Source organism: Aeromicrobium sp. Leaf350, assembly GCF_916858655.1.
Classification (GTDB): domain Bacteria; phylum Actinomycetota; class Actinomycetes; order Propionibacteriales; family Nocardioidaceae; genus Aeromicrobium.
In genome coordinates, this window is sequence record NZ_CAKASL010000002.1 from 153154 (window position 1) to 171999 (window position 18846).

19 protein-coding genes, 1 tRNA gene and 1 other RNA gene are annotated in these 18846 nt (G+C 71.2%); 13 read left to right on the top strand and 8 right to left on the bottom strand.

The features are described from left to right. On the bottom strand, nucleotides 1–867 hold the full coding sequence (locus LO931_RS09640; protein ID WP_229053378.1) for an acyl carrier protein: 867 nt from the start codon (nucleotides 865–867) through the stop codon (nucleotides 1–3). Between the two features lie 75 nt (nucleotides 868–942). Here LO931_RS09640 and LO931_RS09645 point away from each other — a divergent pair, with 75 nt between their 5' ends. Beyond that, nucleotides 943–1899, top strand: coding sequence for an alpha/beta fold hydrolase (locus LO931_RS09645; protein ID WP_229053379.1), 957 nt, complete (start codon nucleotides 943–945; stop codon nucleotides 1897–1899). Here LO931_RS09645 and LO931_RS09650 read toward each other — a convergent pair. Then, nucleotides 1848–2957, bottom strand: coding sequence for a phosphatase PAP2 family protein (locus LO931_RS09650; protein ID WP_229053380.1), 1110 nt, complete (start codon nucleotides 2955–2957; stop codon nucleotides 1848–1850). The genes LO931_RS09645 and LO931_RS09650 overlap by 52 nt on opposite strands. A gap of 75 nt (nucleotides 2958–3032) precedes the next feature. After that, nucleotides 3033–5789 carry a pyruvate dehydrogenase (acetyl-transferring), homodimeric type gene (gene aceE, locus LO931_RS09655; RefSeq protein WP_229053381.1) on the bottom strand — a complete coding sequence of 919 codons (2757 nt, stop codon included), beginning with the start codon at nucleotides 5787–5789 and terminating at the stop codon, nucleotides 3033–3035. Between the two features lie 149 nt (nucleotides 5790–5938). Here aceE and LO931_RS09660 point away from each other — a divergent pair, with 149 nt between their 5' ends. The 3 genes from LO931_RS09660 to LO931_RS09670 all read left to right on the top strand — a co-directional run bounded on the left by LO931_RS09660 (nucleotide 5939) and on the right by LO931_RS09670 (nucleotide 7064). After that, the gene (locus LO931_RS09660) at nucleotides 5939–6325 is read left to right on the top strand and encodes a DUF3052 domain-containing protein (RefSeq protein WP_229053382.1); all 387 of its coding nucleotides are present in this window, start codon (nucleotides 5939–5941) and stop codon (nucleotides 6323–6325) included. A gap of 24 nt (nucleotides 6326–6349) precedes the next feature. After that, nucleotides 6350–6805 carry a peroxiredoxin gene (locus LO931_RS09665; protein ID WP_229053383.1) on the top strand — a complete coding sequence of 152 codons (456 nt, stop codon included), beginning with the start codon at nucleotides 6350–6352 and terminating at the stop codon, nucleotides 6803–6805. A 185-nt stretch (nucleotides 6806–6990) separates the two neighbouring features. Beyond that, nucleotides 6991–7064: transfer RNA gene (locus LO931_RS09670), tRNA-Val, on the top strand. Between the two features lie 105 nt (nucleotides 7065–7169). On the opposite strand, the gene LO931_RS09675 is transcribed toward LO931_RS09670, so the two are convergent. Then, nucleotides 7170–8375 (bottom strand): PP2C family protein-serine/threonine phosphatase, encoded by a 1206-nt coding sequence (locus tag LO931_RS09675; protein WP_229053384.1) that lies wholly within the window; start codon nucleotides 8373–8375, stop codon nucleotides 7170–7172. A 104-nt stretch (nucleotides 8376–8479) separates the two neighbouring features. On the opposite strand from LO931_RS09675, the gene LO931_RS09680 reads away from it, so the two are divergent. From LO931_RS09680 to LO931_RS09700, 5 genes are read left to right on the top strand one after another with little or no spacing between them, the layout of a single operon-like run. Continuing rightward, on the top strand, nucleotides 8480–9100 hold the full coding sequence (locus tag LO931_RS09680) for a TetR/AcrR family transcriptional regulator (RefSeq protein ID WP_229053385.1): 621 nt from the start codon (nucleotides 8480–8482) through the stop codon (nucleotides 9098–9100). A gap of 43 nt (nucleotides 9101–9143) precedes the next feature. Further along, on the top strand, nucleotides 9144–11243 hold the full coding sequence (locus LO931_RS09685; RefSeq protein ID WP_229053386.1) for an ATP-dependent DNA helicase RecQ: 2100 nt from the start codon (nucleotides 9144–9146) through the stop codon (nucleotides 11241–11243). A gap of 21 nt (nucleotides 11244–11264) precedes the next feature. Continuing rightward, complete coding sequence (locus LO931_RS09690) at nucleotides 11265–12419, top strand: Nif3-like dinuclear metal center hexameric protein (protein WP_229053387.1); 1155 nt, start codon at nucleotides 11265–11267, stop codon at nucleotides 12417–12419. Next, nucleotides 12368–13156, top strand: coding sequence for a zinc ribbon domain-containing protein (locus LO931_RS09695; RefSeq protein ID WP_229053388.1), 789 nt, complete (start codon nucleotides 12368–12370; stop codon nucleotides 13154–13156). Before LO931_RS09690 ends, LO931_RS09695 begins: the two co-directional genes overlap by 52 nt. Continuing rightward, nucleotides 13153–13812, top strand: a complete 660-nt coding sequence (locus LO931_RS09700; protein ID WP_229053389.1) for a histidine phosphatase family protein — start codon at nucleotides 13153–13155, stop codon at nucleotides 13810–13812. The genes LO931_RS09695 and LO931_RS09700 overlap by 4 nt, the downstream gene beginning before the upstream one ends. 16 nt (nucleotides 13813–13828) lie before the next feature. Here LO931_RS09700 and LO931_RS09705 read toward each other — a convergent pair whose 3' ends face one another. The 3 genes from LO931_RS09705 to LO931_RS09715 are packed head-to-tail and all read right to left on the bottom strand — an operon-like array spanning nucleotide 13829 to nucleotide 16268. Further along, nucleotides 13829–14593 (bottom strand): YaaA family protein, encoded by a 765-nt coding sequence (locus LO931_RS09705; protein WP_229053390.1) that lies wholly within the window; start codon nucleotides 14591–14593, stop codon nucleotides 13829–13831. Between the two features lie 9 nt (nucleotides 14594–14602). Next, complete coding sequence (locus LO931_RS09710; protein ID WP_229053391.1) at nucleotides 14603–15655, bottom strand: SLC13 family permease; 1053 nt, start codon at nucleotides 15653–15655, stop codon at nucleotides 14603–14605. 31 nt (nucleotides 15656–15686) lie between these two features. Then, nucleotides 15687–16268 carry a TMEM165/GDT1 family protein gene (locus LO931_RS09715; protein WP_229053392.1) on the bottom strand — a complete coding sequence of 194 codons (582 nt, stop codon included), beginning with the start codon at nucleotides 16266–16268 and terminating at the stop codon, nucleotides 15687–15689. 286 nt (nucleotides 16269–16554) lie between these two features. On the opposite strand from LO931_RS09715, the gene rnpB reads away from it, so the two are divergent. Further along, an RNA gene (gene rnpB, locus LO931_RS09720) (RNase P RNA component class A) lies at nucleotides 16555–16947 on the top strand. Nucleotides 16948–16983: 36 nt separating this feature from the next. After that, nucleotides 16984–17421, top strand: coding sequence for a hypothetical protein (locus LO931_RS09725; RefSeq protein ID WP_229053393.1), 438 nt, complete (start codon nucleotides 16984–16986; stop codon nucleotides 17419–17421). A 19-nt stretch (nucleotides 17422–17440) separates the two neighbouring features. Here the strand turns inward: LO931_RS09725 and map are convergent, their stop codons facing one another. Then, complete coding sequence (map, locus tag LO931_RS09730; protein WP_229053394.1) at nucleotides 17441–18295, bottom strand: type I methionyl aminopeptidase; 855 nt, start codon at nucleotides 18293–18295, stop codon at nucleotides 17441–17443. Nucleotides 18296–18345: 50 nt separating this feature from the next. Here map and LO931_RS09735 point away from each other — a divergent pair, with 50 nt between their 5' ends. Beyond that, entirely contained in the window at nucleotides 18346–18537 is a 192-nt protein-coding gene (locus LO931_RS09735; RefSeq protein WP_229053395.1) for a hypothetical protein, read from the top strand. 11 nt (nucleotides 18538–18548) lie between these two features. After that, nucleotides 18549–18842 carry a hypothetical protein gene (locus LO931_RS09740; RefSeq protein ID WP_229053396.1) on the top strand — a complete coding sequence of 98 codons (294 nt, stop codon included), beginning with the start codon at nucleotides 18549–18551 and terminating at the stop codon, nucleotides 18840–18842. Nucleotides 18843–18846 lie beyond the last annotated feature (4 nt).

Genomic DNA, 18846 nt, shown 5'->3' on the forward strand with positions numbered 1-18846 from the left:
TCAGCCGATCGTGACGGCGACCGCAGGGGTCGCGGCGCCGGACTCCACGTGGACGAGGCGCCACTCGCGGGCGCCCGTGCGGGAGGTGTAGACCTCGGCGGAGAAGCCGCCGTCGGCACCGGTCGTGAGGGTGACGGGGAAGTCGTCCCAGTCGCTGCCGGCGTCCTTGACCTGGACCTGCAGCTGCGCGCCCGGTCCGAGCGAGGGGATGGCGCCGGCGAGCGTGAACCGCGTGCCCGGGGCCACCGTGGTGGACGAGGCGGTCAGGCTGGGCTCGGGCGCTGCCGACTCCGACGGCTCGGCGGACGCGCTGGGGGAGGGCGTGCTGCTGGGCTCCGCCTCCGCGTCGTCCTCGTCGGTGGGCGACGCCGAGATCGGCGGCAGCTCGGAGGTGCCGAGCCCGGCCGACCTGAGCAGGGTGGAGGCGCCGAGACCGAGCGCGCCGCCCACGATGGTGCCGACGACGACCATCGTGATGATGGTCGTGACGGCTCCGGCGGTGAGCCGCTTGCGATCGAGGGGGACGTCGTGGGGCGACGGGCCACCGTCGTCGGGAGCGGGCTCGTCGGCGCCGACGGGGGTGCTCGGTGCGGCGTCCGGGGCCTGGGCCCAGGCCGGGGCGGTCGCTCCGTCGTGGTGCACCACGGAGCGCACGACGTCCTCGACCGTGCGCATCGAGTCGACGGCCGCGTCGGAGAGGTAGAGGTCGTAGCGCCGGCCGAGCTCGTCGGCCAGCTCGACGGTGAGCAGCGAGTCGATGCCCAGGTCCTTGAGCCGGCTGGTGCGCTCGATCTGCGTCATCTCGGTGCCTGTGAGGCGGACGACGAGGTCGACGACCGTCGACCTGACCTCCCCCTCGGACACCATGAGGGCATTCTACCGGCGTCTGCGCCCGAGTCCGACGTAACGTCGCTGCAACGGAGCGCCTCTACGATGGCGCGGGTGATCAGCCCCCCGGTGAGCACGGAGCTCCAGTTCGTCGTCGTCCACGGATATCGGCGGGCGTACCGCAAGGTCGGCAGTGGGCCGGTGCTCCTGCTGATCCACGGGATGGCGTGCGACTCGACCACCTGGGACCGCGTGATCGAGCCCCTCGCGCAGCACTTCACGGTGATCGCACCCGACCTGCTCGGCCACGGCGAGTCCGACAAGCCCGACGGTGACTACTCGATCGGCGGCTACGCGAACGGCATGCGCGACCTGCTGACGGTGCTCGGCGTCGACAAGGTCACGATCGTCGGCCACAGCTTCGGCGGCGGCGTGGCGATGCAGTTCGCCTACCAGTTCCCCGAGCGCACCGAGCGGGTCGTGCTCGTCTCCAGCGGCGGGCTCGGCCGCGAGGTCTCGCCCCTCATCCGCGCGTTGACCCTGCCGGGTGCACCGCTGGTGATGGCCCTCGCCACCGCGCGGGCCTGGCGTCCGTTCGTCGCCGCGGGCCTGCGCGGCCTGTCCGCCACCGGTCTCAGCTCGACGCGCGACCTCGGCGAGGTCGCGCGCATCTACGAGTCGTTCGCCGAGCCGCGCTCACGGGCCGCCGTGCGGCGCCTGACGAGCCACGTGCTCGACTGGCGCGGCCAGTTCGTGACGATGACCGACCGCACCTACCTCGCCCAGCTCATGCCGGTCATGGTCGTGTGGGGCCGCGACGACCGCGTCATCCCGGCGAGCCACGCCGTGAACGCCGAGCACCACTCGCTGACCGACGTCAGGCTGCTCGACGACGCGGGACACTTCCCGCACCGTGACCATCCCGAGCGCTTCGCCGCGATGGTCACGGAGTTCGTCGCCGAGAACGCACCGGCCTCCTACCACCGGGGCCGGTGGCGGGCGATGCTGCGCCGCGGCGATCAGGCCCTGCTGGAGACCGTGTCCGAGTCGTCCTCGCCCGCCGTGGTCTGAGCCTTCTCGAGCTCGTCGTCGTGCGGGCGCACGTCCGGGATGTCGACGTCCGGATGGCCGGCCGCGGCTCTGGCCTTCTGCCGTTTCGTGTTGCCCGTGGCCCACGCACCACCCCACACGGAGATGACGCCGATGGCCAGGCCGGCGAGGTCGTCGGAGACGTAGTGCCAGCCGAAGTACACCGTGGCGAGCACGGTGCCGACGAAGTAGATCCAGGCCGTGAGGCGCAGGAGCGGGTGGATCTTCGTCATCTCGAAGAACAGGCAGGCCGTGAACACGACCGAGACGTGCAGCGAGGCGAAGCCGGCGATGCCGTAGATGCTGGTGCTGGCCTCGTTCTCGATGACGTCGCGTCCCGCTCGGAACAACGAGCGTTGCAGCTCTGAGGCAGGCGTGCCGTCGATGACCTCGAACCGAGTCGGGAAGGCGAACGCCGGGCCGACCGTCGGCAGGATGTAGTAGCTGATCGTGCCGAGGATCCAGTTCAGGCTCAGCGCCGTCGCGTACCAGGCGCCGATCGAGACGTCGCGGTTGAGCACGAGGTACGCGCCGAGAGTGATCGGGATCAGCATCAGGTAGCTGACGTAGATCACCGCGATGACCTGGGCGACGATGCCGGTGCCCAGCAGGCTGTGCAGGACATCGGAGGGGTAGTTGCCGAAGAACAGCCAGTGGTCGAAGCGCTCGAGCTCGAGGTCCCACGTCGGCGGACGGAGCTCGGGGAGGTACCCCTTCAGGTTCCGGTAGCTCACGTAGGACGTGTAGAACGCCAGGAGGCCGGCGGCGATGTAGCCGAAGCGGGCCCACGTCCAGTCGGTGCGGATGACCTCGCGCACGCCCCACACGACCCGCTTGATGCCGTAGCGGCCGATGGCCTGCGGGATGATGCCCGCCGCGAAGAACATCAGGGCGAGCAGGGGTAGGCGCACGTAGGCGGGGCCGAGGAAGCCCTCGGGGTCACGCAGCTTGATGTCGAGCTGGATCGAGAACGTGACAGCGATGATCGCGAAGCCCAGCGCCACGATGCCGATGAACGTGTAGGGATTGCGACGCAGCATGGCCGTCATCCTAAACCGAATCGTCTGAGAGGCCTCTCAGACGTCCGTGAGTTCGACCATGCTGCGTCGCGTGACTCAGGCGTCGCCGCCCTCCTGGGCCACGCCGGCGACGGCCATCGGGTCGTCGATGCGGAAGCGCTCGGCGGCCTCGCGGACGACCGAGGCGTCGACCTTGCCCTCGCGGTAGAGACCGGTGAGGGTCGCCACGACGATCGACTCGGCGTCGATCTGGAAGTAGCGACGCGCCGCCGCGCGGGTGTCGGCGAAGCCGAAGCCGTCGGCGCCCAGCGCGATCCACGGGCCGGGGACCCAGCGGGCGATCTGGTCGGGCACGGCGCGCATGTAGTCGCTGACCGCGACCGTCACGTCGACCTCGTCGCTCAGGGCGCTGGTGACGAACGGGACCGACTGCTCGGCCTCGGGCTCGGCCAGGTTGGCGCGCTCGGCCTTCGCGGCGTCACGGGCGAGCTCGTTCCAGGACGTGACCGAGAAGACGTCGGCCTTCACGTCGAACTCCTCGGCCAGGATCTGCTGCGCCTTCACCGCCCACGGCACCGCGACGCCCGACGCGAGGATGCGCGTGGCCGCCGTGCCGCCCTCGGCGGGCTTGAACTTGTAGATGCCCTTGAGCAGCCCGTCGACGTCGAGGTCCTCGGGCTCGGCCGCCTGGACGGCCGGCTCGTTGTAGACCGTGAGGTAGTACAGGACGTCCTCGCCGTGCGGGTGCCCCTCGCTGCTGCCGTACATGCGGTCGAGGCCCGACTGCATGATGTGCGCGATCTCGTAGGCGAACGCCGGGTCGTAGTGCACGACGGCCGGGTTGGTCTGCGCGATGAGCGGGGAGTGGCCGTCGGCGTGCTGCAGGCCCTCGCCCGTCAGCGTGGTGCGGCCGGCGGTCGCGCCGATGAGGAATCCGCGCGAGAGCTGGTCGGCCATCGCCCAGATCGAGTCGGCGGTGCGCTGGAAGCCGAACATCGAGTAGAAGAGGTAGACCGGGATCATCGGCTCGCCGTGCGTCGAGTACGCCGTGCCGGCAGCGGTGGCCGACGCGACGGCGCCGGCCTCGCTGATGCCCTCGTGGAGCAGCTGGCCCTCGGTCGACTCCTTGTAGGCCAGGAGCAGCTTGCGGTCGACCGACTCGTAGGTCTGGCCGTGCGGGCTGTAGATCTTGGCCGACGGGAACATCGAGTCCATGCCGAACGTGCGGTACTCGTCGGGCGCGATCGGCACGATGCGCTTCCCGATCTCCTTGTCCTTCATGAGGTCGCGCAGGAGGCGGACGAACGCCATCGTCGTGGCGATCTGCTGCTTGCCCGACCCCTTCTTGAGCTCGGCGTAGGCGTCGTCGCCAGGCAGCTTGAGCGGCACCGGGTCGACCTTGCGCTTCGGCAGCGATCCACCCAGCGACTCGCGGCGGGCCAGCATGTACTGGATCTCCTCGCTGTCGGGCCCCGGGTGGTAGAACGGCGCCAGGTCCTGGTCGATCTGCTCGTCGGTGACCGGGATGTTGAGGCGGTCGCGGAAGCCCTTGAGGTCGTCCTTGGTGAGCTTCTTCATCTGGTGGGTCGCGTTGCGGCCCTGGAAGGAGTCGAGCAGCCAGCCCTTGATCGTGTGCGCCAGGATCACGGTCGGCTGACCCGTGTGCTTCGTGGCGGCGTCGAACGCCGAGTACACCTTGCGGTAGTCGTGGCCGCCGCGGGGGAGGCGCTCGATCTGCTCGTCGGAGAGGTGCTCGACCATCTGCTGCAGGCGCGGGTCGGGGCCGAAGAAGTTCTGGCGGTTGTAGTCGCCGGTCTCGACCGAGAGCGTCTGGAACTGACCGTCCGGCGTGCGGTTCATCTGGTTGACGAGGACGCCGTCGGTGTCGCGCGCGAGGAGGTCGTCCCACTCGCGGCCCCACACGACCTTGATGACGTTCCAGCCGGCTCCGCGGAAGTACGCCTCGAGCTCCTGGATGATCTTGCCGTTGCCGCGCACCGGGCCGTCGAGCTGCTGGAGGTTGCAGTTGATGACCCAGGTGAGGTTGTCGAGCTCCTCGCGGGCGGCGATGCTGATCGCGCCCAGCGACTCGGGCTCGCCCATCTCGCCGTCGCCGAGGAACGTCCAGACGCGCTGCTGGCTGGTGTCCTTGATGCCGCGGTGGTGCAGGTAGCGGTTGAACCGCGCCTGGTAGATCGAGTTGATGCCGCCGAGTCCCATCGAGACCGTGGGGAACTCCCAGTAGTCGGGCATGAGGCGCGGGTGCGGGTAGGACGACAGGCCCTCGCCCTCGCCGTGCGACTTCTCCTGGCGGAAGCGGTCCATCTGCGTCTCGGTCAGGCGGCCCTCGAGGTACGAGCGGGCGTAGATGCCGGGCGCCGCGTGACCCTGGAAGTAGATGTGGTCGCCGCCGCCCTCGTGGTCCTTGCCGCGGAAGAAGTGGTTGAAGCCGACCTCGTAGAGGCTGGCCGCCGACTGGTAGCTCGCGATGTGGCCGCCGACGCCGAGGCCGGGTCGGTTCGCGCGCGAGACCATGACCGCGGCGTTCCAGCGGATGAAGGCGCGGATGCGGCGCTCGATGGCCTCGTTGCCGGGGAACCAGGGCTCGCGCTCCGGCGGGATCGTGTTGATGAAGTCGGTGCTGCGCAGGGCGGGCACGCCGACCTGACGCTCACGCGCACGCTCCAGCAGACGGAGCATCACGTACCGCGCCCGGTCACGTCCGCGCTCGTCGACCATCGCGTCCAGCGAGGCGACCCAGTCCGAGGTCTCGTCGGGATCGATGTCGGGCAGCTGGGTGGGGAGGCCCTCGTGGATGACGGGGCGGCGATCGTTCGAGCCGGATTGCGGCATGGTGACTCCCTAGAACTGTCTTGTGGACCCTCCCATCCTTCCACGCACCGTTCGCTAGGGTGAGACCGGGAAGGCTGCGGTTTTCCCTACTTTTCAGTAGGTTTTACAGGTCTGCCGGTATCCCGGCGACATCCGACGAAAGGAGCAGCGTGGACGCGGCGAAGTTGGGGTTCGAGCCCGACACGGTCATCCAGGAGCTGGGATGGGATGACGACGTCGACGACGCGCTGCGCGCTGCTGTCGAGGACGTCTCCGGAAACCAGCTCGTGGACGGCGAGGTAGGACTCGTGGTCGACGGGGTCATCCTGTGGTGGCGCGACGGTGACGGCGATCTTGCCGACGCCCTCATGGACGCCCTGCAGGACCTGGTCGAGGGCGGTTCCATCTGGCTGCTGACGCCGAAGGTGGGCCGACCGGGATACGTCTCGGGCGCCGACATCGGCGAGGCGGCCCCTGTGGCGGGCATGTCCACCACCACCACGTCGTCGGCGACCGACGACTGGGCGGCCACGAAGCTCTCGACGCACAAGCGTTAGGGCGCGCGCCCCTAGGCTGACCGCATGGGCATCGAGATCGGTCAGCAGGCGCCAGACTTCACTCTCAAGAACCAGCACGGCGAGGACGTCTCCCTTGCCGCGCTCCGCGGCCGATCGGTCGTGCTGGTCTTCTACCCCTTCGCGTTCACCGGCGTCTGCACCGGTGAGCTCTGCGAGCTGCGCGACCACCTGGGCGACCTCACGGCCGACGGTGCCGAGATCCTGGCGATCTCGTGCGACTCCCGCTTCGCGCTGCGGGTCTTCGCCGACGCCGAGGGCTACGACTTCTCGCTGCTCAGCGACTTCTGGCCCCATGGCGAGGTGGCGCGCGCGTACGGCGTCTTCCACGAGAACGTCGGCGCCGCGGTGCGCGGCACGTTCGTGATCGACGGCGAGGGCGTCGTGCGGTGGAAGGTCGAGAACGCCATCCCGGACGCCCGCTCGCTGGCCGACTACCGCGCCGCGCTCGCCGCGATCTGATCGTCTTTCGCCTGGAAAGCCTGTGAAATGGCTGTAATTCTGCATTTGTCTGCGGCGTGAACCTCGGATGCGCCACGATGGGTCTCGCACGGCCGCCCGGGACCCGAGACCCTGGCGGCCGTGTCTTTTCCCGCCCGCGGGCCGGACCCGTCGCGGCGCGTCTGGGGTAGGGTTCCGTCGTTCCAGGGCGAATAGCTCAGCTGGTCAGAGCGTCCGGTTTACACCCGGAAGGTCGGGGGTTCGAGCCCCTCTTCGCCCACCGTCAGATGCGATGAGCTGCGGGCGAGAACCCCCGCAGGGTGGGGGTCCCCCCAGCTCAGAGCGAAGCGGAGAGCGAGGGGGAGTCGAGCCCCTCTTCGCCCACTCAGGTCCGGCGCACGACGAGCAGGGCGGTGTCGTCCTCGGTGAAGTCGTCGCCGATGGTGCTGGAGATGAGTCGGCTGCAGGCGGTCTCGGGATCGTCGTCGGGCCGCAGAAGTCCTCGGACGAGGTCGATCTGCTCGTCGACGGAGGGGACGCCCGGCCGGTTGGCGTCGCGACGCTCGACGAGGCCGTCGGTGTAGAAGCAGAGCATCGCGCCGGCGGGGAGCGGCAGGTGTGTGACGCGCCGCTCGAACTCGGCCACGCCGAGCATCGGGTCCTGGGTCACGTCGAGCGCTCGGGACTCGAGACCTGGAGCGGCGAGGAGCGGCGGCCAGTGTCCGGCCGAGCTGATCGCGATGGTGTCGTAGGGCGGACGGACCACGGCGTAGACGACGGTGGCGAAGGCGTCGTCCTCGAAGTGTCGGATCTTGCGGTCGAGCTGCTCGAGCACGCGAGCGGGGTCGTCGTGCTCGAGGGCGTAGGCGCGCAGGGCGCTGCGGAGGCGGCCCATCACGACCGCGGCGGGCAGGCCGTGGCCCACGACGTCGCCCATGACGAGCCCGACCCCGCCGTCGGGCAGGGTGAAGACGTCGTACCAGTCGCCGCCGAGCTCACCCTCGGCCGGCACGTACCGTGCTGCGGTCTCGAGGTCGCCGATCCTGCGCGGGGTGGTGGGCAGGAGGCTCCGTTGCAGCACGAGCGCTGCGTCGTGGGTGCGGCGAGGGGTGGCCGCGTCGGCGATCGTGGCGACGCGATCGGCGATCTCCCGCAGCGCGGTCACGTCGTCGGCGGCGAATTCACGCGCGTGGGACGCACCCACGTGCAGGACGCCGACGAGGCGAGCAGCCGTCAGCACGGGGACGCCGAGCACGGAGCGGATGCCGGCGGCACGCAGCAGCGGGTTGATGACGGTGTCGCGGGAGACGTCGACGCTCAAGGGCTGACGCGACAACGCGATCTGGCCGGCGAATCCTTCGCCCACGGGAACGCGGGACGCGGCGCGGATCGAGTGCCGGAGTCCGAGGGAGACGTGGGGCTCGAGCACGGTCCCGGACTCGTTCACGAGCAGCAGGGAGGCCGACTGCGTGCCGAGCCGTTCGCGGGCCTCGTCGAGCAGCGCAGTCAGCGCCGGGTCGATGGTGCTCACGGGCCGCGCTTGCGGCGGGACGTCCGGACCCGGGGTGTCCGGCGCGTCGAGGATGCTCACCCCCGGAAGGTACCCATCTCGGACCCACTCAGACGGAGGCGGAGCGGCCGTGACGTCGGATGCACTCCCGTATCGGGATCCAGCGCGGGTGTACGGTCGCCGTCGTGACGACGAAGCGACGCGAAGCCACGCGTGAACGGCTCGTGGAGGCGGCGCGTGAGCTGCTGGCCGAGATCGGCATCCAGGGCGCGACGGTCGAGTCGATCTGCGAGCGGGCAGGGTTCACGCGGGGTGCGTTCTACTCGAACTACGACACCAAGGACGAGCTGATCCTCGAGATCTTCGATCGCGAGAAGGTCCAGATGATCGCGCTGATGCAGTCGGCGGTCGACTCCGAGATGGGCGGCGAGGGCGAGGTCGACGGCGTGCCGGCAGCGCTCCGCGCGGTCGACCGCTTCCTCGCGGCGTACCCGCGCGACCGCAAGAGCTTCCTGGTGCACCTGGAGTTCGTGACCCATGGCGTGCGGGAGCGGGCCGTGGCCGAGGTCTACCGCCAGGTCTGGGTCGAGACCCGCGACGACATCCAGAAGGTGCTGGAGCGCGGGGTCGAGCTGCTGGGCGGCCGGCTCCTGGTGACGGCCGAGCAGGCCGTGACGCTGCTGATCGGTGCCTACGAGATGGCGATGCGCGACGCACTGCTGGAGTCCGACGCCGACGAGGCCGACCTGACCCAGCTCGAGGACCTCATTCCCGCGCTGTTCACCGCGCTCGTCGCCCAGGACTGACCTCAGCCGGACCGATGTCCGACCTCGCTGACACCATGGCCGCATGACGGCGACGAGCACCACCGATGACGCCCTGCAGGCCCTGCGACGGCTCACGGGGCGCGACGACGCCGTGTTCCACGACGGCCAGCTCGAGGCCATCACGGCACTGGTCGACGAGCACCGCCGGGCCCTGGTCGTCCAGCGCACCGGCTGGGGCAAGTCGGCCGTCTACTTCATCGCGACCTCGCTGCTGCGCCGCCGCGGGGCGGGGCCGACGCTGCTGGTCTCGCCGCTCATCGCGCTGATGCGCGACCAGGTGGCGGCGGCGGGCCGCGCCGGGGTCCGTGCCGTGTCGATGAGCTCGGCCAACGCCCACGAGTGGGACGAGGTCCGGGCGCAGCTCGCGGCCGACGAGGTCGACGTGCTGCTGGTCTCGCCCGAGCGGCTGACGAACCCGCGCTTCCGCGAGGAGCAGCTGCCGGAGCTGCGGCGCCGCACGGGTCTGCTGGTCGTCGACGAGGCGCACTGCGTCTCCGACTGGGGGCACGACTTCCGTCCCGACTACCGCCGGCTGGCCGACCTCGTCGCCTCGATGCCGGAGGGCGTCCCCGTGCTTGCCACCACGGCCACGGCCAACGCACGCGTGGTCGAGGACGTCGCCGAGCAGCTCGGCGACGACGTCCTCACGCTGCGCGGGTCGCTGGCGCGCACGAGCCTGCGGCTCGGCTGTCTCTCGCTCGGGTCGGCCCGCGAGCGCCTCGGCTGGCTCGTCTCGCACCTGGGCGACCTGCCGGGCAGCGGCATCATCTACACGCTCACCGTCTCGGCGGCGGAGGACACCGCCCGGCTCCTGAACGAGGCCGGGCACGGCGTCGCGGCCTACACGGGTCGCACCGATCCTGATGAGCGGGCCCGGCTCGAGCAGGCGCTCAAGGACGACGAGGTCAAGGCGCTCGTCGCCACCAGCGCGCTCGGCATGGGCTTCGACAAGCCGAACCTCGGGTTCGTGGTGCACGTGGGCGCCCCGTCGTCGCCCGTGGCGTACTACCAGCAGGTGGGCCGCGCCGGCCGTGCCACCGAGTCGGCCGACGTGCTGCTCCTGCCCGGCCGCGAGGACGCCGAGATCTGGCACTACTTCGCCACCGCGTCGATGCCCACGCAGGCGAAGGTCGACCAGGTCCTCGGCGTGCTCGGTCCTGAGCCGATGTCCGTGCCGGCGCTCGAGGCGCGGGTCGATCTCCGTCGCACCGGCCTGGAGCTCCTGCTCAAGGTGCTCGACGTCGACGGGGCGGTGCGCCGCGTGCAGGGCGGCTGGGTCTCGACGGGGCAGCCCTGGGTCTACGACGAGGAGCGCTACGAGCGCATCGCGCAGGCGCGGCTCGACGAGCAGCAGGCGATGATCGAGTACCAGCGCGCCACGACGTGCCGCATGGAGCTGCTGCAGCGGCACCTCGACGACCCGACGGCCTCGCCCTGCGGTCGCTGCGACGTCTGCGTCGGGCCCTGGTACCCGACGTCCACCGACGGCGAGGCCGTCGCCCAGGCCAACGCCTCCCTCGACCGCGTCGGCGTGCCGATCGACCCGCGCGGTCAGTGGCCCTCGGGCATGCGCAACCTGGGGGTCGAGGTCTCGGGTCGCATCGACGTCGCCGAGCGCCCCGAGGTCGGCCGGGTCGTCGCCCGTCTCACCGACCTCGGCTGGGGTGGCGCGCTGCGCGAGATCTTCGCCGCCGGCGCCGACGACGCACCGGTTCCCGAGGCGCTGCTCACGGCGTCGGCCCGGTCGCTGCGCGACTGGGGCTGGCGCGAACGCCCCGTCGCAGTCGTGGCCGTGCCGTCGGTCAAGCGCCCCCTGCTGGTCGCCTCGGTCGCCGAGGGACTGTCGAACCTGGGCCGGCTCCCGCTCCTCCCGCCGCTCGACCTCACGCCCGGCGCCCCCGAGGCCACCCCGACGGGCAACAGCGCCTTCCGCCTGGCCGCCGTCTGGGAGCGGTTCGTGGCCGGCGACGCCCTCCGGGCCGAGCTCGAGGCCACCCGTGGGCCCATCCTGCTGGTCGACGACCTCGTCGACAGCCGGTGGTCGATGACCGTCGCCGCCCGCACGCTCCGTCAGGCCGGTGCCGACTCGGTGCTCCCGTTCGCCCTCGCCTCGGTCGGATGACGCGCGGCTAGGCTGCGTCCCATGCCCACGCTGCGTGACGTCGTCGCCGTGCTCGACGGTCTCTACGACCCGCGGTGGGCCGAGTCGTGGGACGCGGTCGGCACCGCCGTGGGCGACCCGGACGCCGAGGTGCGCCGCGTGCTGCTGGCGGTCGACCCGGTGCAGGCCGTCGCCGACGAGGCAGTGGCCGGCGGCTACGACCTCGTGCTGACCCACCACCCGCTCTGGCTCTCCGGCGTCACGTCCGTCGCCGCGTCAGACCCCAAGGGCCGGGTCGCGCACACCCTGATCTCGCACGGCATCGCCCTGCACACCTGCCACACCAACGCCGACGTGCCGCCGCTCGGCGTCTCGGCCGCGATGGCTGAGGCCCTCGGCCTGCACGACGTCCGACCTCTCGAGACCGCCCCCGGCGCAGCGCTCGACCTCTGGACCGTCTTCGTGCCGCGCGAGCACGCCGAGCCCGTGCTCGCGGCGATGCACGGCGCCGGTGCGGGTCACCACGACGGCTACGACCTCGCCGCCTTCTCGTGGCCGGGCACCGGGCAGTTCCGTCCGCTCGACGGCGCCCGCCCGGCCGTCGGCACCGTCGGTGAGGTCGAGCACGTCGACGAGGTCGCCCTGCGGCTCGTCGCCCCTCCGAGCGTGCGCGAGACGGTGCGTGCCGCGACGCTCGCCGCGCACCCCTACGAGGTCCCGGCCCTCGACGTCGTCGGTGCCGAGCCGGCGCCCTCCGACCGCGGCACGGGACGCATCGGCACGCTGGCCGAGCCGCTGACGCTGGCGCGCTTCGCCGAGGTCGTCCGTGACGCGCTACCGGCCCACGGCGGTGCCACGCGCCTGGCCGGCGACCCCGACCGCCTCGTCCGCACGGTGGCCCTCTGCGGCGGGTCGGGCGACTTCCTGCTCGGCACGGCCACCGCTGCCGGAGCCGACGTCTACGTCACGTCCGACCTCAAGCACCACGCCGTCAGCGAGCACCTCGAGCGCCCGGGAGCCTGCGCCGTCGTCGACGTCCCGCACTGGGCGGCCGAGTGGACCTGGCTCCCGGTCGCGGCGGCTGCACTCGTCGAACGCCTCGGCGCTACCGTGGAGGCCCACGTGTCGACGATCGTCACCGACCCGTGGACGGCCACGCTCGTCCATCCCGATCTCTCACACCGGAGCCCACGCTGAAAGCCGCACCGCACGACCAGCTCACCCTGCTCGACCTCGCCACCTGTGACGCCCACCTGAGCCAGCTCGCGCACCGCCGCTCGGCGATCCCCGAGCTCGCGATCCTGGCGGAGGCGACGGCCGAGGAGGCCCGGCTCGACGACCGTCGCATCGAGCTCGACACGCTCGTCGGCGACCTGCGTCGCGAGCTGCGTCAGGCCGAGGCCGAGGTCGAGCTCGTCCGCACGCGCCGCACGCGCGACGAGCAGCGCCTGAACTCGGGCGCCGTCTCGAACCCGAAGGACCTCACCAACCTCGAGCACGAGATGCAGGCGCTGGAGCGCCGCATCACGACCCTCGAGGACGACGAGCTCGAGGTCATGGACAAGGTCGAGACCGCCGAGAGCGAGCTCAGCGGGGTGCTGGAGGCACTCGAGGCCGTGCGCTCCAAGATCGCCGAGGTCACGGTCACCCGTGACGCCACCTTCAGCGACCTCGACGGCCAGAGCGGTGAGCTCGCGTCGGAGCGCAGCTCGCTCGCGAGCGGCCTCCCCGACCCGCTCGTCGCGCTGTACGAGAAGGTGCGCGCCCAGTACGGGTCCGGTGCCGCGGCGCTGCGGGCCCGCGCCTGTGAGGGGTGCCGCCTCGAGATCAACGGCGCCGACCTGCGTGAGATCGCCGCGACCCCCGAGGACGAGGTGCTGCGCTGCCCCGAGTGCAGCCGGATCCTCGTGCGGACGGCCGAGTCGGGTCTGTGACCAGCGCGAGCATCGGCGCCGGGTGGCGCGGACGGCTCGACAGCGACCCGACCGTCATGGTGCTCCTGCGCCACGGCGTCACGGTCAACACCGTCCGTCGCCTCTTCTGCGGCAGCGGTGGGTCCGATCCGGGCCTGAACGACGAGGGCCGGGAGCAGGCCGCCCGCGCGGCCGCCTGGATCCATCGTCACCACCAGGTCGACGCCGTCGTCTCTTCGCCGCTGCAGCGCACCCAGGAGACGGCGGGGTTCGTCGCCCGCGAGCTCGGGCTCGACGTCGCGATCGAGGAGGGCGTGGCCGAGGCCGCGTTCGGTGACTGGGACGGGCACACCTTCGCCGAGATCATGGAGCGCTGGCCCGACGAGATGACCGCTTGGCTGGGGTCCACGGCGATCGCGCCGCCGGGGGGCGAGACGTTCGACGCGGTGTACGAGCGCGTCGTCGCGGCCCGCGACCGCATCGTCGAGACCTACGCCGGGAAGACCATCGTGGTCACGAGCCACGTCACGCCGATCAAGATGATGGTGCGGCACGCCCTCGGGGCGCCGATGTCCGCGATCCACACGCTCGAGCTCGCCCCGGCCAGCATCAGCACCGTCGTGTGGTGGCCCGACGCCCTGCCGTCGGTCCGCAACTTCTCCGTCGTGCCGGAGTAGACACCGGCGAAGCCGGTCAGGTCGTCACGACGTCGAGCTGGGTGACGCGCTCGGACCGCTCGACGGTCCAGCCCAGGTCGGACCAGACCTCGACCAGCTCGTCGACCCCGGTCGGCTCGACGCCGGACTGCAGGAGGGCCCGCACGAGCTGACCCTTCGTGGCCTTGTTGAAGTGGCTCACGACCTTGCGGACGCCGTCGGCCTCGTGCAGCACCCGCACGGTCACGGTGCGGTCGGCGATCGCCGGCTCGGGCTTGCCGAGGCCGACGTAGGTGCCCGACCGGAGGTCGACCAGCAGGCCGCCGTCGGTCGCCGCGGTGAGCTCCGCGGGGAGCTTGTGCCGCCAGCGTGAGGCGACGGGGCCGAGCCGGGGGAGCGAGACGTTGCCGGACAGGCGATAGGCGGGGATGGGGTCGTCGATGCGCAGCACGCCGAACAGCGCACTGGCGACGGCCACCGTCGCGGACGCCCGCGCGCGGGCCGTGGGGTCGAGCGTCGCGAGGTCGAGCTCGCCGAAGAGCACCCCGGTGTAGACATCGGCTGCGGGGGCGCACGGGAGCTCCCACAGGCGGGCGTCGGCCTCGATCGCGTCGGACTGGGTCGGACCGAGTCCGAGCACCTCGGCCGCCCGAGCCGCCTTCCCGGAGGCGAGCTTCACGAGCGCGCGGGCGAGCTGGTCGCGCACCGGGTTGAGGCGCGGGAAGGATAGCGTCTCGAGGTCGAGCGCCGGGCCCTCCTCCGGGGGAGTCTTGCCTTCGGACGGGGGCAGCAGCACGAGCACCGGTCGAGCCTAGACGACCAGCGACCAGGCCCAGAGCACCGAGGCGCCGAGGGTGACGAGCAGCGGGGTCGCCAGGAGGCCGAGCCGGTGGAACTCGCCCCAGCCGACGCTCTTGCGACCGCCGGATCCACGCCACAGCAGGTTGGCCAGCGACCCGATCGCGGTCAGGTTCGCCCCGACGTTGACGCCGATGAGCAGGGCCGCGATCGCGACCGGACCCGTGGCCGCGGCGGCCGGGAGCAGCAGGAGCGTCGCCGGGAGGTTGTTGACGAGGTTGGCGGTCACCATGGCGATCAGCGCGATGCCCACCAGGGCGCCCCAGGACGTGTCCTGGGGCAGCAGCTCGGTGACCCAGTCGCCGGCCGGGGTGTCGGCCGCCCAGGTGACGACCCAGCCCCAGACGATCACGAGCGCCGCGAGCGGCAGGTTGGCGGCGACCAGAAGCTCGCGTGCCGAGCTGGCGCGGGTCACGAGGGCGTGCACGGCGATCAGCAGGGCACCGGCCGTCGCGACGATCCACGGCGTCTCGCCGGCAGCCAGTCCGAAGAGCACGGCGATGACCACGCCCGCGGGCACGAGCGGGGTCGCCACCCGCGGACCGGTCGGCGCGGCGGGGGCCGGGTCGCGCCGGCACCACCACGCCACCAGAGCGATCTCGGCGGCGACACCGACGACCCACACCGGGAGCATCAGCCGCGCGAACTCCAGGAACCCCCACCCCATCGCACTGATCGCGAGGAGGTTGGTGAGGTTCGAGATCGGCAGCAGCGTGGACGCCGAGTTGGCCAGTCGCACGCTGAGGAGCGAGCCGCGGCGTGCCAGTCCGGCGGCCAGCAGCACGGGAGTCAGCAGCACGACCGTCGCGTCGAGCGTCAGCACCACGGTGATGCCCGCGGCCAGCAGTCCGGCCGCGAGCGTCAGACGCCGGGGGTCGCGGGACGCGCGGGCGACGTGTCCGCCCCACGCGTCGAACAGACCCTCGTCGGCGCAGGCGCGGCCCAGGACCGTCATGGCCACGAGAAAACCGACGACCTCGACGAGAGAGCCGAGGTCGTGGGTCATCTGGCGAACCTAGCGCGGGCGGTGCGAGCGCTCAGAGCGCGCGAGCACCCTCGACGACGAGCACCACGGCGAAGATCGCGAAGGCGGCTGCGGCGCCGTAGCGGATCGCCTTCTCGGGCAGCTTCTTGCCGAGCACGGCACCCACCACGATCGCCAGGGCGTCGGCGGCGACCATCCCGACCGTGCTGCCGATCCAGACCCCGATCCAGTCGTTGTCGACGGCCAGCGTGATCGTGGCCAGCATCGTCTTGTCGCCCAGCTCGGCGAGGAAGAAGGCGAGGCCGACCGCGAGCAGGGCCCGGCCGCTGGCGTTCTTGGCCTTCTGGGCCTCGTCCTCCGTGAGCTCGTCGCCCCGCAGGGTCCACAGCGCGAACCCGAGGAAGGCCACGCCGGCCGCGATCGAGATCCAGCCCTGGTACTCGGAGAACGCGTCGCCGATCCAGAACCCGATGCCGACCGAGGCGAGGTGGACGATCGCCGTGGCGGCCGTGATGCCGAGGATGACGTCGCGGGCCCGGTAGCGGGACGCGAACGTCATGGCCATGAGCTGGCTCTTGTCGCCCAGCTCGGCCACGAAGATGACGGCCGTGCTCAGCAGCAGTGCGTCGAACATGGAAAAAGGCTCCTCGTCTCCTGGACGAAGAGCCTCGCGCTGACGAGTCCTCGACCAGGGTCGTCATGCAATGACAGCTCTGGTCGAAAGTCTCGTCCGCCTGACCCGGTTCGATCACCGGGACTGGCTCACTGCACCGGAGTCCTGATGGAGCGACTCAGTATGTCGATGCAGCGATTGGGGACTACTCCCTTTCGCTGCGACGACTCTACCGTGCACCCCGGGTGGCGGCGCAAGGAACTGTGGCCGACGCCACGGAGCCACGCGCGTAGGATGGCGTCGCGAATGAGCCGGCCGGGCGGCCGCGGTGTCGCCTCCGGGCGGCGCTGAGGAAAGTCCGGACTCCACAGAGCGACGGTGGTGGCCAACAGCCACCCACGGTGACGTGCGGGACAGTGCCACAGAGAACAGACCGCCGATGGCCCCTCATCTTCGGAGCAGGGGATCAGGCAAGGGTGAAACGGTGAGGTAAGAGCTCACCAGCGGTGCCGGTGACGGCGTCGGCTCGGTAAACCCCACTGGGAGCAAGACCAAGACGATCTTCGGATCTGCGCTGACGGGCTGCTCGTCCGAGGTCAGCGGGTAGGTTGCAGGAGGCGTCCAGCAATGGGCGTCCCAGATGGATGGTCGCCCAGGGCTCCGGCCCAGACAGAATCCGGCTTACAGGCCGGCTCATTCGCCCCACGACGACCGAGGACGACGAACGAGGAGTGCCGTGAACAGCCGACGCTACCTGCGCCGATCCCTCGTCTCGTCGATCCTGCTGCGGGGTCTCGTCGTCGCCCTCGTGTACCTCACGCTGCAGCTGATCACCCCGGCCACGCCCGAGGAGGAGGCGGCCGACGCCCCGGCGCCGACCGAGGCACCGCTGCCGGGCATCTCGTCGGACGAGTTCGAGCAGACCATCGAGGTGCAGGCGGGCAAGTCCGTCGATCGCGCCGTCCAGGTCACGTGCCCCGACCGCATCGAGCTGATCCAGGACCGACAGATGACCTGCCTGATCTCGGAGGCGACCGAGGCGGTCGCGCCGGTCGGCACGCCGATCGGCGACGCGCTCGTGACGATCACCGACCCGAACGAGACCAAGGGCGCGCGCTGGAAGTGGACGGCCGTCGAGCCGTCGGTCTCGGGCCTCACGCCCGAGCCCCTCTGAGCAGATCCGTCACGGGCGGTCAGGGCAGCGTCAGGATCTCCGCGCCCGACTCGGTCACGAGCAGGGTGTGCTCGAACTGGGCCGTGCGCCGACCGTCGCGCGTGACCGCGGTCCAGTCGTCGTCCCACTGGTCCCACTCGATGCCACCGAGGGTCAGCATGGGCTCGATCGTGAAGGTCATGCCCTGCTCGATCACGGTCGTCGCGCTGGGGTCGTCGTAGTGCGGCACGATCAGGCCGTCGTGGAACGCGGGGCCGACACCGTGGCCCGTGAAGTCGCGCACCACCCCGTAGCCGAAGCGGGCGGCGTAGGACTCGATCACGCGACCGATGACGTTGAGCTGGCGACCCGGGCGCACGGCCTTGATGGCCCGCAGCGTGGCCTCGTGGGTGCGCTCGACCAGGAGCCGTGAGGTCTCGTCGACGTCGCCGACGAGGTAGGTCTTGTTGGTGTCGCCGTGCACGCCGCCGCGGTAGGCGGTGATGTCGATGTTGACGATGTCGCCGTCCTCGAGCGGGCGGTCGTCGGGGATGCCGTGGCAGATGACCTCGTTGACGCTGCTGCACAGCGACTTCGGGTAGCCGCGGTAGCCCAGGGTCGAGGGGTACGCGCCGTGGTCGAGCAGGAACTCGTGGCCCACGCGGTCCAGCTCGTCGGTCGTGACGCCGGGAGCGATCGCGGCCTCGACCGCGTCGAGCGCCTGGGCGGCGATGCGGCTGGCGACGCGGATCGCCTCGATCGTGGCGGCGTCGCGCACGAGGGGGCCGTTGTACGGCAGGGGAGCGACCTGGCCGACGTACTCGGGCCGCTCGATGCTGCTCGGCACGGCCCGCTGGGGGCTGATGGTTCCGGGGGTCAGGAGGTCGCTCGGCACCGGGGGAGTCTACGGGGTGCGTGAGGCGCTCCCTGGGGCAGAATGCGGACATGGCCTACTACTTCTGCCTCAAGCACCACACCGTCGAGGGCGAGGACGGCTGCCGCGCGAAGGACCGGCTCGGCCCGTACGACACCGAGGCCGACGCCTCGCGCGCGCTCGACAAGGTGGCCGAGCGCAACGAGGAGTGGGACGAGGATCCTAAGTGGAACGACAGCAAGGGCGAGGACACCACGGCGTGAAGCCCGGCTCGATGAAGCCCGCCACCCGCGCACCGGGTCGCCGCCGCCTCGACCTGGACCGCTCCGGTCCGTGGATCGCGGCGATCGGCCTGCTGGCCGTGCTGTGGCTCGTGGTCTCCTCGACCCTGTACGCCCCGTGGTGGGGCGTCCTGCTGCACCTGGTCGTGCTCGGAGGCTTCGTCGCGCTCTACGCCCGGCGTGTGCGGGAGCGGCCGGCGTCGACGATCTGGATCGCGGTCGCCGCGTTCGTCGCCTGGATCGCCGTCAACGCCGTCGGCGTCCTCCTGCTCGACTGGCGGCTCTGACCCG

What these genes read in the sequence shown, in the direction of transcription:
- LO931_RS09640 (WP_229053378.1), bottom strand. Translation starts at nt 867, where the DNA reads ATGGTGTCCGAGGGGGAGGTCAGGTCGACGGTCGTCGACCTCGTCGTC.
- LO931_RS09650 (WP_229053380.1), bottom strand. Translation starts at nt 2,957, where the DNA reads ATGCTGCGTCGCAATCCCTACACGTTCATCGGCATCGTGGCGCTGGGC.
- aceE (WP_229053381.1), bottom strand. Translation starts at nt 5,789, where the DNA reads ATGCCGCAATCCGGCTCGAACGATCGCCGCCCCGTCATCCACGAGGGC.
- LO931_RS09665 (WP_229053383.1), top strand. Translation starts at nt 6,350, where the DNA reads ATGGGCATCGAGATCGGTCAGCAGGCGCCAGACTTCACTCTCAAGAAC.
- LO931_RS09685 (WP_229053386.1), top strand. Translation starts at nt 9,144, where the DNA reads ATGACGGCGACGAGCACCACCGATGACGCCCTGCAGGCCCTGCGACGG.
- LO931_RS09690 (WP_229053387.1), top strand. Translation starts at nt 11,265, where the DNA reads ATGCCCACGCTGCGTGACGTCGTCGCCGTGCTCGACGGTCTCTACGAC.
- LO931_RS09710 (WP_229053391.1), bottom strand. Translation starts at nt 15,655, where the DNA reads ATGACCCACGACCTCGGCTCTCTCGTCGAGGTCGTCGGTTTTCTCGTG.
- LO931_RS09715 (WP_229053392.1), bottom strand. Translation starts at nt 16,268, where the DNA reads ATGTTCGACGCACTGCTGCTGAGCACGGCCGTCATCTTCGTGGCCGAG.
- LO931_RS09735 (WP_229053395.1), top strand. Translation starts at nt 18,346, where the DNA reads ATGGCCTACTACTTCTGCCTCAAGCACCACACCGTCGAGGGCGAGGAC.
- LO931_RS09740 (WP_229053396.1), top strand. Translation starts at nt 18,549, where the DNA reads ATGAAGCCCGCCACCCGCGCACCGGGTCGCCGCCGCCTCGACCTGGAC.